Below are 21,683 nucleotides of genomic sequence, written 5' to 3'. Positions count from 1 at the left end.
TGCCATATGACAGTTGGCATGCGCAACGTGCCTGACAGGAGTCCCCAATCCATGACTATTTCCACCGACGCAGCGACGCGCCTGTGTGAGACCGTGAGGATGCTTAGGCACCTTGCCATCCATTTGCCCGATCCTATCTGCCTGAGCTTTTTGTCCCAGGGCAGTGATGTGGCGCCCGACCAGGCTTCCTCCAGCGTGAGAGCCACGGAACGCGCGGTCAGCACCGCGTTCGCCAGGATCGGCGTCAAAGCCGTGCAGTACGTGCATGACGGCGAGGCGCAGCTGTCGTCTTTCGAGATGTTCATCAGCAAGAAAATCTGCCAGGCGCTCGAGTTTGCCTATGACCACTTCGACGATGTCGACAGTGCCAAGGACTTCGGGCGCCTGGTCAGACACTTCGATTTCAGCGGTGCCGTGCCCGAGGTCGAGACACTGCACCTGATTACCCGCGACAATGTGGCGCTGTCGGTGCATGCCAGCACCGATCGAAACCGCCCAGCCATCGTCCTCGCCCTGCCCTGCGGCATGCCGTTCGACTTGTGTCGCGACTGGTTCAATGCGCTGAGCGAAAGGTTCTTCGTGGTCACCTGGGAAACCCGCGGGCTGTTCGGTTCCTGCACCTCCTTCGATCAGTTGTCCGTGGACACCGATGCCCAGGTGGGCGACCTGATCAATGTGATGAACCACTATGGCCTGCAAAGCGCGCACTTGATGGGTATCTGCGGTGGCGCGGTGATCGCCCTCAGCGCGGCGGCCATCCACACCGACCGGGTCAACTCCCTGAGCCTGTGGCACGGTGATTACAACCTGGGCGACGACAGCCTGCGCACCACCCACCAGCAGAACTTCGAGTGGCTGATGGAATCGGCCGCCGTGGACCGCAACGAAGCCAGCGACCTGCAGGCGTTGTTCCTGGACCAGGCGACCCTGGCGACCATTCCGGACTCCATCGCCCATGCGGCGCTCTACCCTTATGTCAACGAAGAGCTGTTCTATCGCTATGCGCGACTCAACGATGCGCTGAACAAGACTGAGTTGAAGTCGCGGCTGGAGCAGATCACGGCGCCCACCCTGGTCGTCGCCGGCGACGCCGATGAAACCACCCACCTTGGTGGTTCCAAGCACATTGCCGAGTCCATCAGTGACGCCTTGCTGCATGTGGAGCGCAATGGCAGCCATCTGGCGTTCTTCGAGTCGACCCATCGCTCAAAGCACACCGCCTTCCGCTTCCTGGAATCGACCCTCGAATCGACGGTGGTCTGACTTACCAGCCGTGGCGCGGTGCAAAACCTGTGGGAGCTGAGCTTGCTCGCGATAGCGGTGGGTCAGCTTGCATCGGGATTGAATGTGCTGACGTCATCGCGAGCAAGCTCGGCTCCCACATGGGGTCTTGGGGACCCACAGATTCAGCATCCACCCACAATTCCTTGTGGGAGCTGAGCTTGCTCGCGATAGCGGTGGGTCAGCTTGCATCGGGATGAATGTGCTGACGTCATCGCGAGCAAGCTCGGCTCCCACATGGGTTCTTCGGTACCCACAGATTCAGCATCCACCCACAATCCACTGTGGGAGCGAGCTTGCTCGCGATAGCAGTGGGTCAGCTTGCATCGGGATTGAATGTGCCGACGTCATCGCGAGCGAGCTCGCTCCCACATGGGGTCTTGGGGCCCCACAGATTCAGCATCTGCCCACAATCCCTTGTGGGAGCTGAGCTTGCTCGCGATAGCAGTGGGTCAGCTGGCATCGGGATTGAATGTACCGCCCTCATCGCGAGCAAGCTCGGCTCCCACCTGGGTTCTTCGGTACCCACAGATTCAGCATCCACCCACATGGGGTCTTGGGGCCCCACAGATTCAGCATCTGCCCACAATCCCTTGTGGGAGCTGAGCTTGCTCGCGATAGCAGTGGGTCAGCTTGCATCGGGATTGAATGTGCTGACGTCATCGCGAGCAAGCTCGGCTCCCACATGGGTTCTTCGGTACCCACAGATTCAGCATCCACCCACATGGGGTCTTGGGGACCCACAGATTCAGCGTCCGTCCACAATCTTTCCGGTGACAGGGTTCCACATCAAGCCACCATGTGCTTCTCACGATGAAACTCAAGGTACAGCACAGTACGGTGAGCCCTGGACGCATTGACTGCAAAGTGGTCCAGGGAGCCATCGAAAATCACCAGGTTACCGTTGGTGCTCTGGTTGAAGCTGCCGTTGACATTAAGGTAGGCATAGTTCTGTGTGGTAGGCGCGTCGATGGTCAATTGCATGTGCAGCAGACCTTCTTCCCAAGTGCCGGTATGAGAATGCGTACCAAGGAACACGTTGGGTTCCATGCGCAATAGGGCGCAAAGCTTGATGCCGGGAATCTTGCTCAGCAGCTCGATGGTCCCGGGCATGGCGTCGCGGGCGTAGGGGATCGGGGTGTCGTAGGCCACCAGGCCGTATTGGGTCCACTCCGGCATGATATCCATGTCGTCACCCCATCCCCAGAGCCAGCCATACTCTCCCCCAGCCGCCATGTGAGCGTCGATCTCCTCGACTATCTCGGCAATCTGCTTGCCCACGCGGTTGATCGTCAGGGTTGGCGCATCGAGGGCCAGAAACTCCTCGCGGATCACTTCCCAATTGTCGGCCAGGTTCTTCAGTTGCGGAAAACGGCTGGGATCATAAAACGACGGGCGCATAGGTACTCCTTTTATTGAGGTTGTCGATTCCGCTGGCGATGCCAGATAGTCCTGTCCGCCGGGTGAAAGGGGCGCGGCAGGAGAGCCTGCCAAGGTTGACCCACCGGGCTTGGCCTGTCTGTCACGGGAATCAGGTACACCGGGGCCGACCGGCATTACAGGGGCTCGACCTGGGGTGTTTCGATCATCCGCGCCCCCGCCACCGGCGCCGGGGTCTCGTCCAGTCGACGCATCGGTCCATACAGCAAGACGCTCAATGGCAGGAACGCGAACAACCCGCCGGCCACCACGAACAGCAACCCCACACCACGCCCCGGCCCCACGCCCAGCCAGCGTCCGATCGAGTCGGCATAAAGACCGCCGGGCATCAGCGCTGGCTGGAACCAGTGATCCACCAGGAAACCGCCGACGATCACCGCCAGGCTGGTGGTGGCGATGGTCAACATGCTGATCAACGCAAACACACTGGCACGGCTGCCGGCGGGGATCCTGCGCATCCACAGCGAGTTCACGCTGGCATCGGCGATGCTCGCCATGGTGATCGCGACAAAGGCCAGTGCGCAGTAGGCGAAGGTCTGCGAGACCAGCCCCAAGGCAACGACGCAGGCCGCCAACAACAGATCGGCCACCGCCACCAGCGCCATCAACCGGCGTGGATTGCCCATCGAGATCAGCAACCCCGCGCCCGCCAGCCCACCCAGGGCCGCCCAGGTGTAGGCCATGCCCAAGGCCTGGCTGCCCAGGGTCGACAGCAGCAATGGCGTCATCATCAAGGTGGCCAGTGACAACAGCGCCGTGCGCATCATGGTGTAGACCAGCAACCCGGCCATCAGCCGCTCGGCGACAAAGAACTTCAGCGCCGCGGCGACATTCCCCAGCGCCCCGCCAAACACCGTGCCTTTGGGCCCGCCGTCCTGACGACCCGGCGCCCCTCGCACATGGGAGAACGCCTTGATCACCAGCAAGGTGCCGGAGCAGAAGGTCATCAGGTCCACCGCCAGGATCGTCACCAGCCCGGCACTGGCCATGATCGCCCCCGCCAACAACGGTGCCACCAGGGCCGACGCGTTCTTGCTGATACTGATCAACCCCGAGGCCCGGGTGAACTTGTCAGGGGCGACAATCGTACTGACAGCAGCCTGATAGGCCGGTTTGCGAAAGGCGCCGACAATCGACGCCAGGCAATTGAAAATGTACAGGTGCAACGGCTCCAGGCGTTCGAACCAGAGCAGCGCCATGACCCCAAGGAGCAGCACCGCCAGGGTCACATCGCAACAGACAATGATTACCCGGTGGCTGATCCGGTCGGCCAGCCCACCCGCCAAGGGCAAGAACAACACCGCCGGCAATGTCGCCGCCAGTACCACGTTGGCGAAGGCCACCGCCGAACCGGTATGGTTGTACACCCAGACCCCCAGGGCGAATTCCATCAGCGCCGTGCCCACCACCGCCAGCGACTCGCCGCACCAGAGGAAATAGAAACCGCGCCCCAGGTCAAAACCCCGGCGGCCGCTCCCCACGCTCATGGGCGCACATCGCGAGGCGTGACCACACCGATCAACTTGTCCAGCAGCCGATAGGCCAGGGAGTAAAACACCGCGCCCAATATCAACGGCGCAAAACGGGAAAACAGATAGGTCCGCAACACCCGCCTGGCGATGGGCGAGCTGATGTTGCCGCTGACGTGCAAGGGCGTTGGGAATGTCGCCGCGACGGTCGCACCGAATTCATCGTCCATCGATTGCACGGCGTGCCACCAGTAGACCGGGATGTACAGCGCATCCCCCGGCTCCACCACCGTACGCAGCGCCCGCAACGCTCGAGTGCCAGGGAAACGCCCGGTGTCGATGTCGTACAGGTAGCCCGCCTCCTCGATCACCGGGCGCAAGGCCCGCCAACTGGCTTCGTCCGGCGGTAACAGCAACACTTCCTTGGCACCGACGACCTGGGCCATGAACGTTTCGTCGACGACATGGAAGTGCCAATCGGTATAGGAGTTGCGGTACAGGAAACTGCGATGGGGCGGGTAGTGCCGGGACTTGCCCAACTGCGGCATGAAAGGCAACCCACCGACATCCTCCTTCATCGGCTCGATGGCCGAGCCTTCGGAGAACCGGCAGCTGTCGGCCACCAACGGCGAATCACCCACGCTCAGGTCGTCGAGAAACTGGTGGAACGGCATTTCCCGATACACCGTGTTGGCATACTCGGTCAGCTCGGCCTTGACCTTCGGGTTGGACCAACCGATGACCTCGGAAACGATCTGCGAGCGCACCACCACCGCACTGTTGCGCGAGTGCGCCTTGAGGTAGTCCAGGCGTTGCCATTTCTGGAAAGCCGGCCAATGCCGTACTGCATTCTTGACCAGGCAGGGACGGTTGCGGTTGACGTAGCGGCGGGTGAATTCCTCTTTGGAAATCGCCAGCGCATCGATCACGTCGACCGCGCCTGCCCGTGGGTGATTGGGAAAGCGGGACAAGCTCCAGAACTTCGTCGCTGGGCGGTCCGATTCGGCGGTTAATGGCATGTTCGACCCTCGCAAGCACACTCAGGGCCGCTGGTATAACAGACTCGCGCGACCACGCCCAAGCGCCGCAAAGCCACGTTCCGCGCCGTTGTCCCTGCTTCCCATGACAGACATCCCAAGGCGGATGCTCTAATTTTTTCTCACTTTGTGAAGGGATATCAGGCGCAGCCGAACGGCAGGACGGGACCCTCGACGGCTCGCAACGCAGCCCTCGCCGCCCCGTCGCCCCCAGCGCCTTGCGCCGCCCCCGATGTCCTTCTCCACGGCTATTGATTCCGCCGACTGGCAGTCGTCCAGGCCTTCACCACTGCCATTCGAACGGAGAAAAACCTCAATCGATTCTGCAAGCAGGTGCTCCGAAATGGATTCGTCGACCGATATGTTGCCTACCCAAGACTCCGCGTCCCACGAGTTGGCGTCCGTCCAGCAGGGCATCTGGCTGGATCAGCTCGCACACCCGGACCTGCCCTACTACAACATCGGCATGTCCCTGGAGATCAAGGGCCAGATCGACATTGCATTGTTCGAGAAAGCCATCGAGCTGGTCGCCAACCGGCACGACACCCTGCGCCTGAGCTTCAGTCATGAAGGCGGCACCGGCCGCCAGCGCGTGCTGCCCGAGGTCAAGGTGAACATGGAGGTAGTGGAGTTCTCCGAGGCCGACGCCGAGGCCGGCCTGGCCATGGACTATCTGCGCAATGCCTTTCGCCAGCCCTTTGAATCATTGACGGGCCGGCTCTGGGAGGCACGCATGGTCCGCTGCGGCCCGAACCGCCATTACTGGCTCGCCCGCTACCACCACCTGGTCACCGACGGCATTGGCGTGGCCCTGATCGGCCATGCCGTGGGGACGGCCTACAATGCGCTGCTGGCCGGCAACGACGAAGTCGCCCAAGGGCATTCCTACCTGTCGTTCCTGGAAGATGACCGGGCTTACCTGGCCTCGTCCCGCTATGAGCGCGACCGCCAGTTCTGGCAGGAAACCTACGCACAGATGCCGCCGTCGCTGCTGCAGCGTCGGGCCGATTTCAAGACAGGCCAGGCCAATGAGCTGGCCCCCAGCGCCCAGGTCCAGGCGATGCTGCCCCGGGCGCTGTACAACGCGTTGACGCAATTTTCCAGCGAACGCAGCCTGTCGGTCGCCCATGTGCTGATCAGCGTGGTCGCCACCTATTTCTGCCGCACCGTGGGCGTCGATGAAATCGTCATCGGCATGCCGGTGCATAACCGCACCACTGCCCGGGCGAAAGAAACCGCAGGCATGTTTTCCTCGGTCAGTCCGATCCGCCTGCCCGTCGACTTCGACGCCTCGCTGCTGGACTTGATGCACACTGCCGGCGGGCAACTGCGCCGCTGCTACCGCCATCAGCGCTTCCCCATCGCCGAGCTCAACCGCACCCTGCGCCTGGCACAGACCGGGCGTCGCCAGCTGTTCGACGTGTCACTGTCGTTCGAAAGCCTGGACGGCGACGATCAGTTCGGCGGCACCTCGTCCACGGTCATCACCATGGACAACGGCTACGAGCAGACACCCATGGCGATTTTCGTGCGCGACTATCATCCGTTCGAAGACGTCCACCTGGATTTCAACTTCAACACCGCCTACTTCAGCCTGGAAGAGGCCCGGCACCTGCAACAACGCATCGTCTCGATGCTAGAGGCCGTGCTGGAGCAGCATGCAACGCCCGTGGGGCAGTACCCGCTCATGAGCCACGCCGAGTGGCAATGCGTGCAAGGCGAATTCAACGCCACGGCCCACGACTATCCGCGGGATGTGTTGATCCACCAATTGTTCGAACAGCAAGCCCGGCAGCGTCCGCACGCCTGTGCCGTGCGCGGCGATACCGGGCCGTTGCTCAGCTATGAACAACTCAACCGCCAGGCCAATCGGTTGGCCCATCGCCTGATCGAGCTGGGCGTGAAACCCGATGACCGAGTGGCCGTGAGCCTGAGGCGGGGGCCGGAAATGGTCGTCGCCCTGCTGGGGATTCTCAAGGCCGGGGCGGCCTACGTGCCCATCGACCCGGACCTGCCGAATGCACGCCAGGCATTCATGCTCGACGACAGCAGCCCGCGGGCCGTACTGACCAGCCAGGCGTTGCAAGGCCTGCTGCCAGCCTCGAGTGCGCCGCTGCTGGCCCTCGATGATCACGCACAACTGGCCGCTCAACCCGAACACAACCCGGACCCGCAAGTCCTCGGCCTGAGCCCCACTCACCTGGCCTACGTGCTCTACACCTCCGGCTCCACCGGCACCCCCAAGGGGGTAATGAATGAACACCTCGGCGTGGTCAACCGTCTGCTGTGGGCCAGGGATGAATACGGCGTCGATGCCACCGACCGCGTGCTGCAAAAGACCCCGTTCGGTTTCGACGTGTCGGTCTGGGAATTCTTCCTGCCACTGCTGGCCGGGGCCGAACTGGTCATGGCGCGCCCGGGCGGCCATCAGGAACCGGACTACCTGGCCCGGCTGATGCGCCAGGCCAGCGTCACGATGTTGCACTTCGTGCCGTCGATGCTCGACTTGTTCCTCGAACACCATGACGGGCAGGCCTTCCCTGACCTGCGACGCGTGTTGTGCAGCGGCGAAGCCCTGCCCCGCAGCCTGCAAAGGCGTTTCGAACGGCAGTTGCCAGAGATCGAGCTGCATAACCTCTATGGCCCGACCGAAGCGGCCATCGACGTGACGGCCTGGCAGTGCCGCGCCAGTGATCCTGGCGAAAGCGTGCCCATCGGCCGGCCGATCGCCAATATCCAGATGTACGTGCTCGATGGCCGTGGCGCACCACAACCGTTGGGTGTCGCCGGGGAAATCCACATTGGTGGTATCGGCGTGGCCCGGGGTTACCTGAACCAACCGCAATTGAGCGCCGAGCGCTTTATCGCCGACCCGTTCAGCACCGAGCCGAACGCGCGCCTGTACAAGACCGGCGACCTCGGCCGCTGGCTCGCCAACGGCGCCCTGGAGTACTTGGGCCGCAACGACTTCCAAGTGAAGATCCGAGGTTTGCGCATCGAAATCGGTGAAGTCGAAGCGGCCCTGGCGTTGTGCCCGGGTGTTCGTGAAGTGGTGGTCATTGCCCGGGAAGACCACCCCGGGCAGTCGGAAAGCAAGCGCCTGGTCGCCTACGTCTGCGGCGAGCCGATCCCGGCCGAACAACTGCGCAGCACCCTGCTCAAGCACCTGCCCGAATACATGGTACCCAGCGCCTTCGTGCACCTCGATGCCTTGCCCCTGACCGCCAACGGCAAGCTCGACCGCCGCGCCCTGCCGGCCCCCGGCCTGGAAGCCCTGGCGAGCAAAACCTACGAGGCGCCCCAGGGCACCACCGAAATCGCCCTCGCCGAGATCTGGAAAGACCTGCTGCAACTGGATCAGGTCGGCCGTCACGACGGCTTCCTCGAACTCGGTGGCCATTCCCTGCTGACCGTGCAGTTGCAGGCCCGCCTGCACCAGGACCTCGGCGTCGAGATCGACCTGCGCACCCTCTTCGCCCAGACCTCGCTGAGCGAACTGGCCCTGCGGGTAGAACAGGCCGGTCACTCCCGCGTCCAGCCCATCGACGTGGTGTCCCGCGAGCAAGCGTTGCCGCTGTCCCTGGCCCAGCAACGCCTGTGGTTCCTCGATCAACTGGACCACGCCGCCAGCGTGGCCTATCACATGCCCGCCGCCCTGCACCTGCGCGGCAGCCTGGATCGCAACGCCTTGCAACGCGCCCTGGACCGCATCGTCGCCCGTCACGAAAGCCTGCGCACCACCTTCGAACGCCGTGACGGCGAGGTCCGCCAGCGCTTCGCCGCCACCGACAGCGGCTTTGCCTTGCAGGAACACGACCTGCAAGGCCTGGACGCCGAAGCCCGGCAAACCGCCGTCACCCAACTCACCCAGGCCGAAGCCCGGGACGCCTTCGACCTGAGCCAGGGACCGCTGATTCGCGGCCGCCTGCTGCGCCTGGCCGAGGACGAACACATCCTGCTGGTGACCCAGCACCACATCGTCTCCGACGGTTGGTCGGTGGCGGTGTTGATCGGCGAGTTCAACGCGCTCTACGCCGCGTTCAGCCAGGGCCTTGACGATCCGCTGCCACCCCTGGCCCTGCAATACGCCGACTACGCCAACTGGCAACAGCAGCACCTGCAAGGTGAACGCCTGCACGCCCAGATCGACTTCTGGAAAGCGCACCTGGACGGCGCCCCGGCGCTGCTGGAACTGCCCAGCGACCACCCGCGTCCCCAGGTGCAAAGCTACCAAGGCGCCGCCCTGGCCTTGCAACTGCCCGCGCCGCTGAGCAGCCGCTTGCGCCGCTTCAGCCAGCAACAGGGCCTGACCCCGTTCATGACCCTGCTCGGCGCCTGGTCGATTCTGCTTTCGCGCCTGAGCAACCAGCCGCAGGTGGTGGTCGGCACACCGGTCGCCAATCGCCCACGCCGGGAAACCGAGGCGTTGATCGGCTTCTTCGTCAACACCTTGGCCCTGCGCATCGACGTCCAGGCCCACAGCCGCGTCGACCAGTTGCTGGAACAGATCAAGGCCACCACCCTCGACGCCTACAGCCACCAGGACCTGCCATTCGAACAGGTCGTCGAAGCCTTGCAACCGGAGCGCAGCCTCGGCCACAGCCCGCTGTTCCAGGCCATGCTGGTGCTGGGTAACACCCCGCGCGACCAGGCCCTGGAATTGCCGGGCCTGAGCTTGGCCCCACTGCCCCAGCCCACCGGCACCACCCAGTTCGACGTGAGCCTGTCCCTCAACGATGACGGCGACTGCATCAGCGGCCAGTTCGAATACGCCACCGACCTGTTCGACGCAAGCACCATCGCCCGTTGGGGTCAGCACCTGCTGCACCTGCTCGACGCCCTGCTCGACGATGCGACGCAGCCGCTGGCGACCCTGCCGTTGCTGGACAATGCCCAGCGCCGGCAACTGCTCGGCGGTTTCAACCAGACCCATGCCCCCTTCCCCGAGGGCAGGCTGGTGCATGAGTGGTTCGAACAGCATGCCCAGGCCCAACCACAGGCCATCGCGGTCCAGGCCGAGGGCACCCGACTCAGCTACGCCGAACTCAATGCCCGGGCCAACCGTATCGCCCACCGCTTGATCGCCGCCGGCCTGCGCCCGGATGAGCGTGTGGCGCTGCTGGTGGAACGCAGCCCCGAGATGATCATCGGCATCCTGGCCATCCTCAAGGCCGGCGGTGCCTATGTGCCGCTGGACCCGAATTATCCGCAGGATCGCTTGCAGCACATGCTCAGCGACAGCTCGCCTCGGGTCCTGCTCAGCCAGGGTCTGCTGGCTGAACAACTGCCGCCATTGCAGATTACGCAGCTGTTGCTGGACGACACGAGCGAAGGCGATGATCACAACCCACGGGTCGAAGGCTTGACCTCCCGGCACCTGGCCTACGTCATGTACACCTCCGGCTCCACAGGCAAACCGAAAGGGGTGATGCTCGAACACCGCTCGGTCTGCAACCAGATCGGTGCCCTGCAAGAGCGCTATGGCCTCAACCCTCGTGATCGCATCCTGCAATTCGCCACCATGACGTTCGACATGTCGGTGGAGGAGATTTTTGGTGCATTGCTCTCCGGCGCCACCCTGGTACTGCGCAGCGATGCCTGGATTGCCGGCACCGCGGCCTTCGCCTCGCTGTGCGAACACCATGGGATCACCGTTGCGAACCTGCCAACGGTGTTCTGGCAACAGGTCAGCCGCGACCAACATGTGCCGCTGCCGACTTCGTTGCGCCAGTTCATGATCGGTGGCGAAGCGGTGGGCAAACAGGCCGTGAGCCAATGGTTCGCCCGCGCCGGCCATCGCCCGGCGCTGTTCAACGCCTACGGCCCGACCGAGGCCACCGTGAATGCCTCGATCCGCCTGATGGAAAGCGACCACGACGATTTCCGCTCCATCGGCAAACCGGTGCGCAACGCCCAACTGCATGTCCTCGATGCCAACGGCAACCTCGTCCCGCTCGGGGTCGCCGGCGAGATCCACATTGGCGGCGTCGGGGTCGCGCGCGGTTACCTCAACCGCCAGGCGTTGACGGCCGAGCGCTTCATCGGCGACCCGTTCAGCACCGACCCGGATGCGCGCCTGTACAAGACCGGCGACCTCGGCCGCTGGTTGGCAGACGGCACCCTGCAGTACCTGGGACGCAACGACGACCAGGTGAAAATCCGCGGTTTCCGTGTAGAACTGGGCGAGATCGAAGCCGTCCTCGCGGGCTGTGCCGGTGTACGTGAAGCAGTGGTAGTGGCCCAGGAAAGCCAACCCGGCCAATCGGACAGCAAGCGGCTGATCGCTTACCTGTGCGGTGAACCGGTGCCGGTGGAGCACTTGCGCAGCGTCTTGCTGGCGGCCCTGCCCGAATACATGGTGCCCAGCGCCTTCGTCCAACTCGAGGCCCTGCCACTGACGCCCAACGGCAAGCTCGACCGCCGCGCCCTGCCCGCACCGGGCCAGGAAGCGTTCGCCAGCCGAGCCTACGAGGCCCCACGGGGCGAGATCGAACAGATCGTCGCGACGGTCTGGCAAGACCTGCTGGGCATCGAGAAAGTCGGCCGCCATGACCGCTTCTTCGAACTCGGCGGGCATTCGCTGCTGGCCGTGAGCCTGATCGATCGCCTGCGCCAGCATGGCCTGAGCGCCACGGTGCGCACCGTGTTCACCGCACCCAGCCTGCGGGAAATGGCCCAGGCCCTGAGTCGCAGCGATGAAGCCTTGTTCCTGGCCCCGGCCAATCGTATCCCGGCCGATTGCACGGCACTGACACCAGACATGTTGCCCCTGGTGGAACTGACTCCGGCGCAGTTGGAACGAATCGTCAGCGCTGTACCTGGCGGTGCCGCGAACATCCAGGACATCTACCCCCTGGCCCCCTTGCAACAGGGCATCCTGTTCCATCATCTGCTGGGGCACGAAGGCGACGCCTATCTGGTGCGCTCGATGATCGAGTTCGACGATCGCCAGCGCCTCGATGCCTTCATCGCCGCCCTGCAACAGGTGATCGACCGCCACGACATCCTGCGCAGTGCCGTGCATTGGGTCGGACAGCCGCAAGCGGTCCAAGTGGTGCAGCGCCAGGCCGGGCTGCCGATCCATCCCATCACCCTGGCGGCCGATGAGGATCCACGCGTCCAACTGGAGCGCTTGAGCGATCCGCGCCACCTGCGCCTGGATTTGCAACAGGCCCCCTTGATGCGCGCCTGCATCGCCCAGGACCCGCAGTCCGAACGCTGGTGGCTGGCCTTGCTGGACCACCACATGATCAGCGACCACGTGTCCCTGGGCATCGTCCTCGAAGAAATCCAGCTGTTGATGCAGGGCCAGGGCGCCAATCTGCCGACGCCCATGCCTTATCGGGAGTTTGTCGCCCAGGTACTCGCCACGCCGCCCCAGGCCCATGAAGCCTATTTCACCCGACGCCTGGCCAGCATCGAGGAGCCCACCGCTCCGTTCGGTGTGCTGGATGTCCAGGGCGACGGTGCCCAGGTGGTGGAGACCAGCGTGCGCCTCGACCGGGCCCTGAACCTGCGGATCCGCGCTCAATCGCGCCTGGCCGGGGTGACGCCGGCCGTGCTGTTTCATATTGCCTGGGCCCAGGTGCTCGCGCGCTGCACCGGCCGCGACGACGTGGTGTTCGGCAGCGTGGTCGCCGGACGCCTGCAAGGTTCACTGGGCGCCGATCGAGCCCTTGGGGTGTTCATCAACACCTTGCCGGTCCGGGTGCAACTGGCCGGGTTCAGCGCCAGTGCGCTGGTGGACGAAACCTATCGCGACCTCAGCGAACTGCTCGCCCACGAACAGGCCTCCCTGGCCCTGGCCCAACGTTGCAGCGGTGTTGGCGCGGGCCTGCCGCTGTTCACCACGCTGCTCAACTACCGCCACCAGACCGACGGCGGCTCGCTGGCCAACGAAGACCAGGTCCTGGCCTGGGACGGCGTGCGGTTCCTGAGCAACGAAGCGCGCACCAACTACCCGATCGAAGTGGCCGTGGCGGATGAAGGGGACGACTTCTCCGTGACCGCCCAATCCATCACCGGCATCGACCCGCAACGCATCGCCGCCTACCTCGCCCAGGCCGTGGCCGCGCTGGTCGAAGCCCTTGAACAAGCCCCCGAACGCCTCGCCAGCGATCTGGACGTGCTCCCCGACACCGAGCGGCAATTGCTGCTGGCGGACTTCAACCACACCGCCACGGATTTCGGCACGGCGCAACCGATCCATCACCTGTTCGAAGCCCAGGTCCAGGCCAACCCGACGCCGTGGCCCTGGTCTGCGAAAACCAACAACTGACCTACCGCCAGCTCAACCGTCGCGCCAACCACCTGGCTCGGCAGTTGCTCGAACTGGGCGTCGAACCCGATCAGCGCGTAGCAATCTGTGCCGAACGCAGCCTGGACATGATCGTCGGCCTGTTGGGCGTGCTCAAAGCTGGCGCGGCCTACGTGCCCATCGATCCGGCCCATCCGGCCGAGCGCATGGCGTTCATGCTGCAGGACAGTCAGCCTCGGGCACTGTTGACCCAAGCGGCGCTCACCTTGCCATCCGGGGATCTACCGGTGTTCTTGCTCGATACCAGCGAATCGCTGCGAGCGGCGGACGATGCGACGCTCGATATGAACCCGCTGGTATCGGGCCTTACGGCCGAACATCTGGCCTATGTGATCTACACCTCCGGCTCCACCGGCCAGTCCAAGGGCGTGATGGTCGAGCACCGTTCGGTGTTCAACTTCTGGCAAGTGCTGACCCGCACCACCCACCAGCATTGCCCAAGCCCAGCCACCGTGGCCCTGAATGCCGGGTTCTTCTTCGACATGTCGATCAAGGGCATCTCCCAGCTGTTCTCCGGCCATCGGCTGGTGATCATCCCGCAACTGATCCGCGCCAGCGGCCATGAACTGCTGGACTTCCTCGAACAGCACCAGGTGCACGCCTTCGATTCCACGCCGTCGCAGCTCGACACCCTGCTCGCCGCCGGCTTGCTGGAACGTAGCAGCTACCAGCCGGTGAGCGTGCTGCTCGGTGGCGAGGCCATCAACGCCGCGACCTGGGAGAAACTGCGCAACTGCCCGAGCATCCGCTTCTACAACATGTACGGCCCGACCGAATGCACGGTGGACGCCACCATCGACCTGATCCGTGACCTGGGCGAACGCCCGAGCATTGGTCGGCCGATTGCCAACGTCCAGGTGCACGTACTTGACGCCCGTGGCGAACCGGCGCCGTTGGGCGTAGCTGGCGAGATTCATATTGGCGGCGCTGGGGTGGCCCGGGGTTACCTGAACCGGCCGGAGCTGAGCGCCGAGCGTTTTATCACCGATCCGTTCAGCAGCGAACCGGACGCACGCCTGTACAAGACCGGCGACCTCGGCCGCTGGCTGGCCGACGGTACGCTGGAATACCTGGGGCGCAATGACTTCCAGGTGAAGATCCGTGGTTTCCGCATCGAGTTGGGGGAAATCGAAAACGTCTTGCTCGGCTGTGCCGGTGTCACCGATGCCGTCGTGATTGCCCGGGAAGACAATCGCTTGGTGGCGTACCTGTGCGGCGAACCGGCCAACGCCGAACAACTGCGCAGCACCCTGCTCAAGCACCTGCCCGAATACATGGTACCCAGTGCTTTCGTGCACCTCGATGCCTTGCCCCTGACCGCCAACGGCAAACTCGACCGCCGCGCCCTGCCGGCCCCCGGCCTGGAAGCCCTGGCGAGCAAAACCTACGAGGCGCCCCAGGGCGACACTGAAATCGCCCTCGCCGAGATCTGGAAAGACCTGCTGCAACTGGATCAGGTCGGCCGTCACGACGGCTTCCTCGAACTCGGTGGCCATTCCCTGCTGACCGTGCAGTTGCAGGCCCGCCTGCACCAGGACCTCGGCGTCGAGATCGACCTACGCACCCTCTTCAGCCAAACCTCGTTGAGCGAACTGGCCCAACGGGTGGAACAGGCCGGTCACTCCCACGTCCAGCCCATCGACGTGGTGTCCCGCGAGCAAGCGTTGCCGCTGTCCCTGGCCCAGCAACGCCTGTGGTTCCTCGATCAACTGGACCACGCCGCCAGCGTGGCCTATCACATGCCCGCCGCCCTGCACCTGCGCGGCAGCCTGGATCGCAATGCCTTGCAACGTGCCCTGGACCGCATCGTCGCCCGTCACGAAAGCCTGCGCACCACCTTCGAACGCCGTGACGGCGAGGTCCACCAGCGCTTCGCCGCCACCGACAGCGGCTTCGCCTTGCAGGAACACGACCTGCAAGGCCTGGACGCCGAAGCCCGGCAAACCGCCGTAGCGCAGCTCACCCAGGCCGAAGCCCGGGACGCCTTCGACCTGAGCCAGGGACCGCTGATTCGCGGCCGCCTGCTGCGCCTGGCCGAGGACGAACACATCCTGCTGGTGACCCAGCACCACATCGTCTCCGACGGTTGGTCGGTGGCGGTGTTGATCGGCGAGTTCAACGCGCTCTACGCCGCGTTCAGCCGGGGCCTTGACGATCCGCTGCCACCCCTGGCCCTGCAATACGCCGACTACGCCAACTGGCAACAGCAGCACCTGCAAGGCGAACGCCTGCACGCCCAGGTCGATTTCTGGAAAGCGCACCTGGACGGCGCCCCGGCGCTGCTGGAGCTGCCCAGCGACCACCCGCGTCCCCAGGTGCAAAGCTACCAAGGCGCCGCGCTGGCCCTGCAACTGCCCGCGCCGCTGAGCAGCCGCTTGCGCCGCTTCAGCCAGCAACAGGGCCTGACCCCGTTCATGACCCTGCTCGGCGCCTGGTCGATTCTGCTTTCGCGCCTGAGCAACCAGCCGCAGGTGGTGGTCGGCACACCGGTCGCCAACCGCCCACGCCGGGAAACCGAGGCGTTGATCGGCTTCTTCGTCAACACCCTGGCCCTGCGCATCGACGTCCAGGCCCACAGCCGCGTCGACCAGCTACTGGAACAGATCAAGGCCACCACCCTCGACGCCTACAGTCACCAGGACCTGCCATTCGAACAGGTCGTCGAAGCCTTGCAACCGGAGCGCAGCCTCGGCCACAGCCCGCTGTTCCAGGCCATGCTGGTGCTGGGTAACACCCCCCGCGACCAGGCCTTGGAACTGCCGGGCCTGAGCCTGGCCCCACTGCCCCAGCCCACCGGCACCACCCAGTTCGACGTGAGCCTGTCCCTCAACGATGACGGCGACTGCATCAGCGGCCAGTTCGAATACGCCACCGACCTGTTCGATGCAAGCACCATCGCCCGCTGGGGCCAGCACTTGCTGCACCTGCTCGACGCCCTGCTCGACGATGCGACGCAGCCGCTGGCGAGCCTGCCGTTGCTGGATGACGCGCAGCGCCAGCAACTGTTGGAAACCTTCAACCCGGCCGGTGCTGCCCTGGACGAAAGCCCGAGCCGCTTCCCTCACGTCGTGTTCGAGGCCCAGGCGAGCCTCACCCCGGACGCCGTGGCGCTGGTCTGCGCCGGGGAGACCCTGAGCTATGCCGAACTCAACGCCCAGGCCAACCGCGTCGCCCACGGTTTGATCGCACTGGGTGTGCAGCCCGACGACACCGTCGGCCTGTGCGCGCGCCGCAGCCCGCACATGCTGATCGGCCTGCTGGGTATCCTGAAAGCCGGCGCGGCCTATGTGCCGCTCGATCCGCAGTACCCGGCGCAACGGCTGGCCCACATGCTGGCCGACAGCAAGCCGCGGGCCCTGGTCCACCAACCCGGCCTGGACGAGTTACCGGTGCCACAAGGCCTGGCGACGCTGGAACTGGGCAGCGCGCCCCTGGCCCAGGCCCCGACCCACAACCCTCAGGTGAAGGGACTGGGGTTCAGTCACCTGGCCTACGTGATCTACACCTCCGGCTCCACCGGCTTGCCCAAAGGGGTGATGGTCGAGCATCGCGGCTTGCGCAACCTGCTGGACTGGTACCTCGAAGACCTGGCGTTCCACGCCGGCGACGCGGTGCTGCTGGCGTCCTCCTACAACTTCGACCTGACCCAGAAGAACATCCTCGCACCGCTGATGGTCGGGGCCACCCTGCACCTGGCCGCCGAACCCTTCAACCCCGGCGCCATCGTCGCCCAGGTCGCCGAGGCCGGGATTACCCACCTCAATATGTCGCCCAGCGCCTTCCACGCACTGGTGGACGCCGACCACGGGCAAGCCCTGGCCTGCCTGAAACGGGTAGTCCTGGGGGGCGAGCCGATCCAGGTCGCCATGTTGGAAAAACTCGCCCAGCCACGGCCGACGGTGATCAACAGCTACGGACCGACCGAGTGCAGCGACGTGGTCGCCTGGTACACCGCCGACAGCGACCTTGAGACCTACCGGCACCAGTCGATCCCCATTGGCCGGCCAGTCCGAAACATGCAATTGCACGTGCTGGACGCCCACGGGCAACTGCTGCCAGTGGGCGTGCCCGGCGAGATCCATATCGGCGGTGTCGGTGTAGCCCGCGGTTACCTCAACCTGCCGCAACTCAGCGCCGAACGCTTCATCGCCGACCCGTTCTACGGCAAGGCCGACGCACGCCTGTACAAGACCGGCGACCTCGGCCGCTGGCTGCCTGACGGCACCTTGCAGTACCTGGGGCGCAATGACGATCAGGTGAAGATCCGCGGCCTGCGGGTCGAACTGGGGGAAATCGAAGCCGCCCTCGCCGCACTGGCGGGTGTACGCGAAGCCGCCGTCATCGCTCGCGAGCATTCGTCCGGCCAGCGTCTGGTTGCCTACCTGTGTGGCGAACCGGCCGCCGCCGGGCAATTGCGCGCCGAACTGCTCAAGCGCCTGCCCGAGCACATGGTGCCCAGCGCCTTCGTCGTGCTCGACACCTTGCCGCTCACGCCCAATGGCAAGCTCGACCGCCGCGCCCTGCCCGAACCGGACCAGGACGCCTACGCCAGCCGGGCCTTCGAGGCGCCTGCGGGTCGCGTCGAACTGATCATTGCCGGGATCTGGCAAGCCCTGCTGGGTGTCGAGCGCATCGGGCGTCATGACGGCTTCTTCGAGCTGGGCGGCCATTCGCTGCTGGCGGTCAGCCTGATCGAACGCCTGCGCGAACAAGGCTTGCACGCGGATGTCCGGGCGATCTTCAGCAGCACGTCCCTGGCCGAACTCGCCCAAGCCCTGACGAACGCCCCACAACCGGCGTTCCAGGCACCGGCCAACCGCATTCCGCCCGCGTGCACCGCCCTGACCCCGGACATGTTGCCGCTGGTGGAGCTGACCGCGGACCAACTCGAACGTATCGTCGGCGCCGTACCTGGCGGTGCCGCGAACATCCAGGACATCTACCCCCTGGCACCGCTGCAACAGGGCATCCTGTTCCATCACCTGCTGGGGCACGAAGGCGACGCCTACCTGGTGCGCTCGATGCTGCAGTTCGACAACCGCCAGCGCCTCGATGCCTTCACCGCCGCCTTGCAGCAGGTGATCGATCGCCACGACATCCTGCGCACCTGCGTGCATTGGGACGGTTTGCCTCAACCGGTGCAGGTCGTACAGCGCCAGGCGCGCTTGCCGGTGCACAGTGTTTCCCTCGACAGCCACAAGGCCCCCCTCAGCCAGCTCGAAGCCCTGAGCGATCCGCGGCAACTGCGACTGGATCTGCGCCAGGCGCCGCTGATGCGTGCCTGCATCGCCCAGGACCCGCATTCCGAGCGCTGGATGCTGGCGCTGCTCAACCACCACATGGCCAGCGACCACGTGACCTTGGAAATCGTCCTGGAAGAAATCCACGCGATCCTCCATGACCAAGCCGAGGGCCTGGCGGCACCGCAACCCTATCGTGACTTCATTGCCCAGGCCCAGGCCGTCCCCGCCGACATCCACGAAGCCTATTTCAGTCGCCGCCTGGCCGATGTGGATGCACCCACCGCGCCCTTCGATCTGCTGGAGGTACAAGGCGACGGCCGTCACATCGAGGAAGCCAATGTGACCTTGAGCGTCGAGCTCAACCTGCGTCTGCGGGCCCTGGCCCGGGAGCGGGGCATCACCCCGGCGACGCTGTTCCATGTCGCCTGGGCGCAGGTACTGGCCCGCTGCACCGGCCGCGATGATGTGGTGTTCGGGACCGTGGTCGCCGGGCGCCTGCAAGGCTCGGCCGGGGCCGAACGGGCCTTGGGCGTGTTCATCAACACGCTGCCCGTGCGCGTGCCACTGACCGCCGGCGCCCACGAACAGGTGCTGGCCACTCATCGAGACCTGGTCGAACTGCTGACCCACGAACAGGCCTCCCTGGCCCTGGCGCAACGTTGCAGTGGCGTGCCCAGTGCCTTGCCGCTGTTCACCACCTTGCTCAACTATCGGCACCAGCGCGACGACAGCCAACTGCAATGGCCCGGCATGCGCATCCTGGACAGCGCCGAGCGGACCAATTACCCGTTGACCCTGTCGGTCAACGACTACGGCGACTCCCTGGGCCTGACCGTGCAAAGCGTGCAGGCAGTGGACCCGCAGCGCATCTGCGCCCTGATGCAACGGGCGCTGGAGCAACTGGCCCAGGCCTTGATGTACACGCCTCGGGTTCCACTCACGCAGCTGGACGTGCTGCCTGCCCAGGAGCGCACCCTGCTGCTGGACACCCTTAACCAGACCGAGGTGGATTACCCGACTGGCCTGTGCATTCAACAGCTGTTCGAAGAACAGGTTCGCCGCACGCCAAACGCCTGTGCATCCCTCGACGGCCGCCAATCCCTCAGTTATGCCGAGCTCAACGCCCAGGCCAACGGCCTCGCCCAGCAGTTGATCGCGGCTGGCGTCCTGCCGGGGGATCTGGTGGCCATCTGCGTCGAGCGCGGCGTGGCGATGATCAGTGGCCTGCTAGGAATCCTGAAGGCCGGGGGCGCCTACGTGCCGCTGGACCCTACCTACCCCGCCGAGCGCCTGGCCTCGATTATCGAGGACGCCAGGCCGCGCCTGTTGCTGGCCGACCCGGTCGGTCGCGCGGCCGTGGGCACATTGCAGGAAGGCACTCGCTACCTGGCCATCGAACGGGCGCTGGCGACACCGTCGAACAGCCGCGATCCTCAACCCGATAGCGTCGGCCTGACGCCAGAGCACCTGGCCTATGTGATCTACACGTCCGGCTCCACCGGCAAGCCCAAGGGCGTGATGATCGAGCACCGCAACCTGGTGACCTCGACACTGGCCCGGGGCACGGTGTATGGACCGGCGACCGGCAAGCGCTTCCTGCTCTTGTCGTCGATTGCCTTCGACAGTTCCGTGGCCGGGATCTTCGGCACGATGGTCAGTGGCGGCACCTTGTGCATCCCGGATGCCGAAACCGCCCGCGACCCCGAGGCCATCGCCCGCTTCATTGGCGAACAGGCCGTCACTTCGCTGCTGTGTGTGCCGTCCCTGGGCCGCCTGGTGCTGGCAAGCCTTGCCAGCGGTAACGGGCACGGCAGCCTGCAAGAGATGATCGTCGCCGGCGAAGCCTGTCCCGCGCAGTTGGTGCAGGCATGTACCGCCCTGGAGCCGGCGATCACTTTGTACAACGAGTACGGCCCCACCGAAGCCACCGTCTGGACCACGGTGCATCGCTGCACCGCCGCGGACCTGGGCACGGTGCCCATCGGGCGGGCGATTCCCAACAGCCGCCTGTACGTGCTCGATGAACAGCGCCAGCCGGTACCGTTCGGCGTGCCGGGCGAACTCTACGTGGGCGGCGCAGGGGTTGCCCGCGGCTACCTGGACCGGGCGGCACTGAACGCCGAACACTTCCTCAGCGACCCGTTCGCCCCGGGCGACGAGCCACGGATGTACCGCACCGGCGACCTGGTGCGCCTGCGCGCCGATGGGGTAATCGAATTCCTCGGGCGTAACGACCAGCAGGTCAAGATCCGCGGTTTCCGTATCGAGCCCGGTGAAATCGAGGCGCTGATGCTGACCCTGCCGGGGGTGCGCGAGGCCGCGGTTATCGCTCGCGAAGACACCCCGGGGGCGACGCGCCTGGTGGCTTACCTGAGCGTCGAGCCGCACCTGGCTGGCCGTAATGCCAGCAGCACGCTACGGCCTTACCTGACTTCGCAGTTGCCGGACTACATGGTCCCGGCGGCGTTCGTGGTGGTCGAGCGGCTGCCGTTGAGCCCCAATGGCAAGCTGGACCGGCGTGCCCTGCCCGCGCCCGGCAATGAAGACTTTGCCCGTCGCCAGTACGAAGCGCCCAACGGTGAAACCGAGACGCTGCTGGCACAGCTCTGGGCCGACTTGCTGGGCCTGGAACGGATCGGCCGGCACGACGACTTCTTCGAACTCGGCGGTCACTCGCTGCTGGCGGTGCAAGTCACGCTCCGGGCGCGGGAAATCTTCGGCGTCGAAGTGCCGCTCAGGGGCGTGTTCGAACACCCCTCGCTGCTGGCCCTGGCCGACCTGATCAACACCCTGCAACTGGCGCAGTACGAGTCGGATGAATTGCTCGACCTGCAACAAGAAATGGCTTCGCTGTCTGAAAGCGAACTGCTCGCTATCGTCTCCAAGGATGCTTAAT

General features: G+C 65.0%; 6 protein-coding genes. 3 read left to right on the top strand and 3 right to left on the bottom strand.

What is annotated here, in order from left to right:
- Window positions 1-51 precede the first annotated feature (51 nt).
- Entirely contained in the window at window positions 52-1,263 is a 1,212-nt protein-coding gene (locus tag ACZ5M5_RS13750; protein WP_060742634.1) for an alpha/beta fold hydrolase, read from the top strand.
- Between the two features lie 807 nt (window positions 1,264-2,070).
- Here the strand turns inward: ACZ5M5_RS13750 and ACZ5M5_RS13745 are convergent.
- The 3 genes from ACZ5M5_RS13745 to ACZ5M5_RS13735 form a co-directional block, all read right to left on the bottom strand.
- On the bottom strand, window positions 2,071-2,682 hold the full coding sequence (locus tag ACZ5M5_RS13745) for an aspartyl/asparaginyl beta-hydroxylase domain-containing protein (protein ID WP_060742635.1): 612 nt from the start codon (window positions 2,680-2,682) through the stop codon (window positions 2,071-2,073).
- A gap of 155 nt (window positions 2,683-2,837) precedes the next feature.
- Window positions 2,838-4,208, bottom strand: coding sequence for an MFS transporter (locus ACZ5M5_RS13740; protein ID WP_060742636.1), 1,371 nt, complete (start codon window positions 4,206-4,208; stop codon window positions 2,838-2,840).
- Window positions 4,205-5,209, bottom strand: coding sequence for a cupin-like domain-containing protein (locus ACZ5M5_RS13735; protein ID WP_464739224.1), 1,005 nt, complete (start codon window positions 5,207-5,209; stop codon window positions 4,205-4,207). Before ACZ5M5_RS13735 ends, ACZ5M5_RS13740 begins: the two co-directional genes overlap by 4 nt.
- A gap of 361 nt (window positions 5,210-5,570) precedes the next feature.
- On the opposite strand from ACZ5M5_RS13735, the gene ACZ5M5_RS13730 reads away from it, so the two are divergent.
- Together ACZ5M5_RS13730 and ACZ5M5_RS13725 are read left to right on the top strand one after the other, a co-directional pair.
- Window positions 5,571-13,505 carry an amino acid adenylation domain-containing protein gene (locus ACZ5M5_RS13730; protein WP_464739223.1) on the top strand — a complete coding sequence of 2,645 codons (7,935 nt, stop codon included), beginning with the start codon at window positions 5,571-5,573 and terminating at the stop codon, window positions 13,503-13,505.
- Window positions 13,475-21,682 carry a non-ribosomal peptide synthetase gene (locus ACZ5M5_RS13725; RefSeq protein WP_464739222.1) on the top strand — a complete coding sequence of 2,736 codons (8,208 nt, stop codon included), beginning with the start codon at window positions 13,475-13,477 and terminating at the stop codon, window positions 21,680-21,682. The genes ACZ5M5_RS13730 and ACZ5M5_RS13725 overlap by 31 nt, the downstream gene beginning before the upstream one ends.
- Window position 21,683: the final 1 nt, after the last annotated feature.

The organism is Pseudomonas sp. Van50 (genome assembly GCF_055390755.1).
The sequence above is the reverse complement of the archived record's forward strand: the minus strand, read 5'-3'. Positions and strand labels throughout refer to the sequence as shown.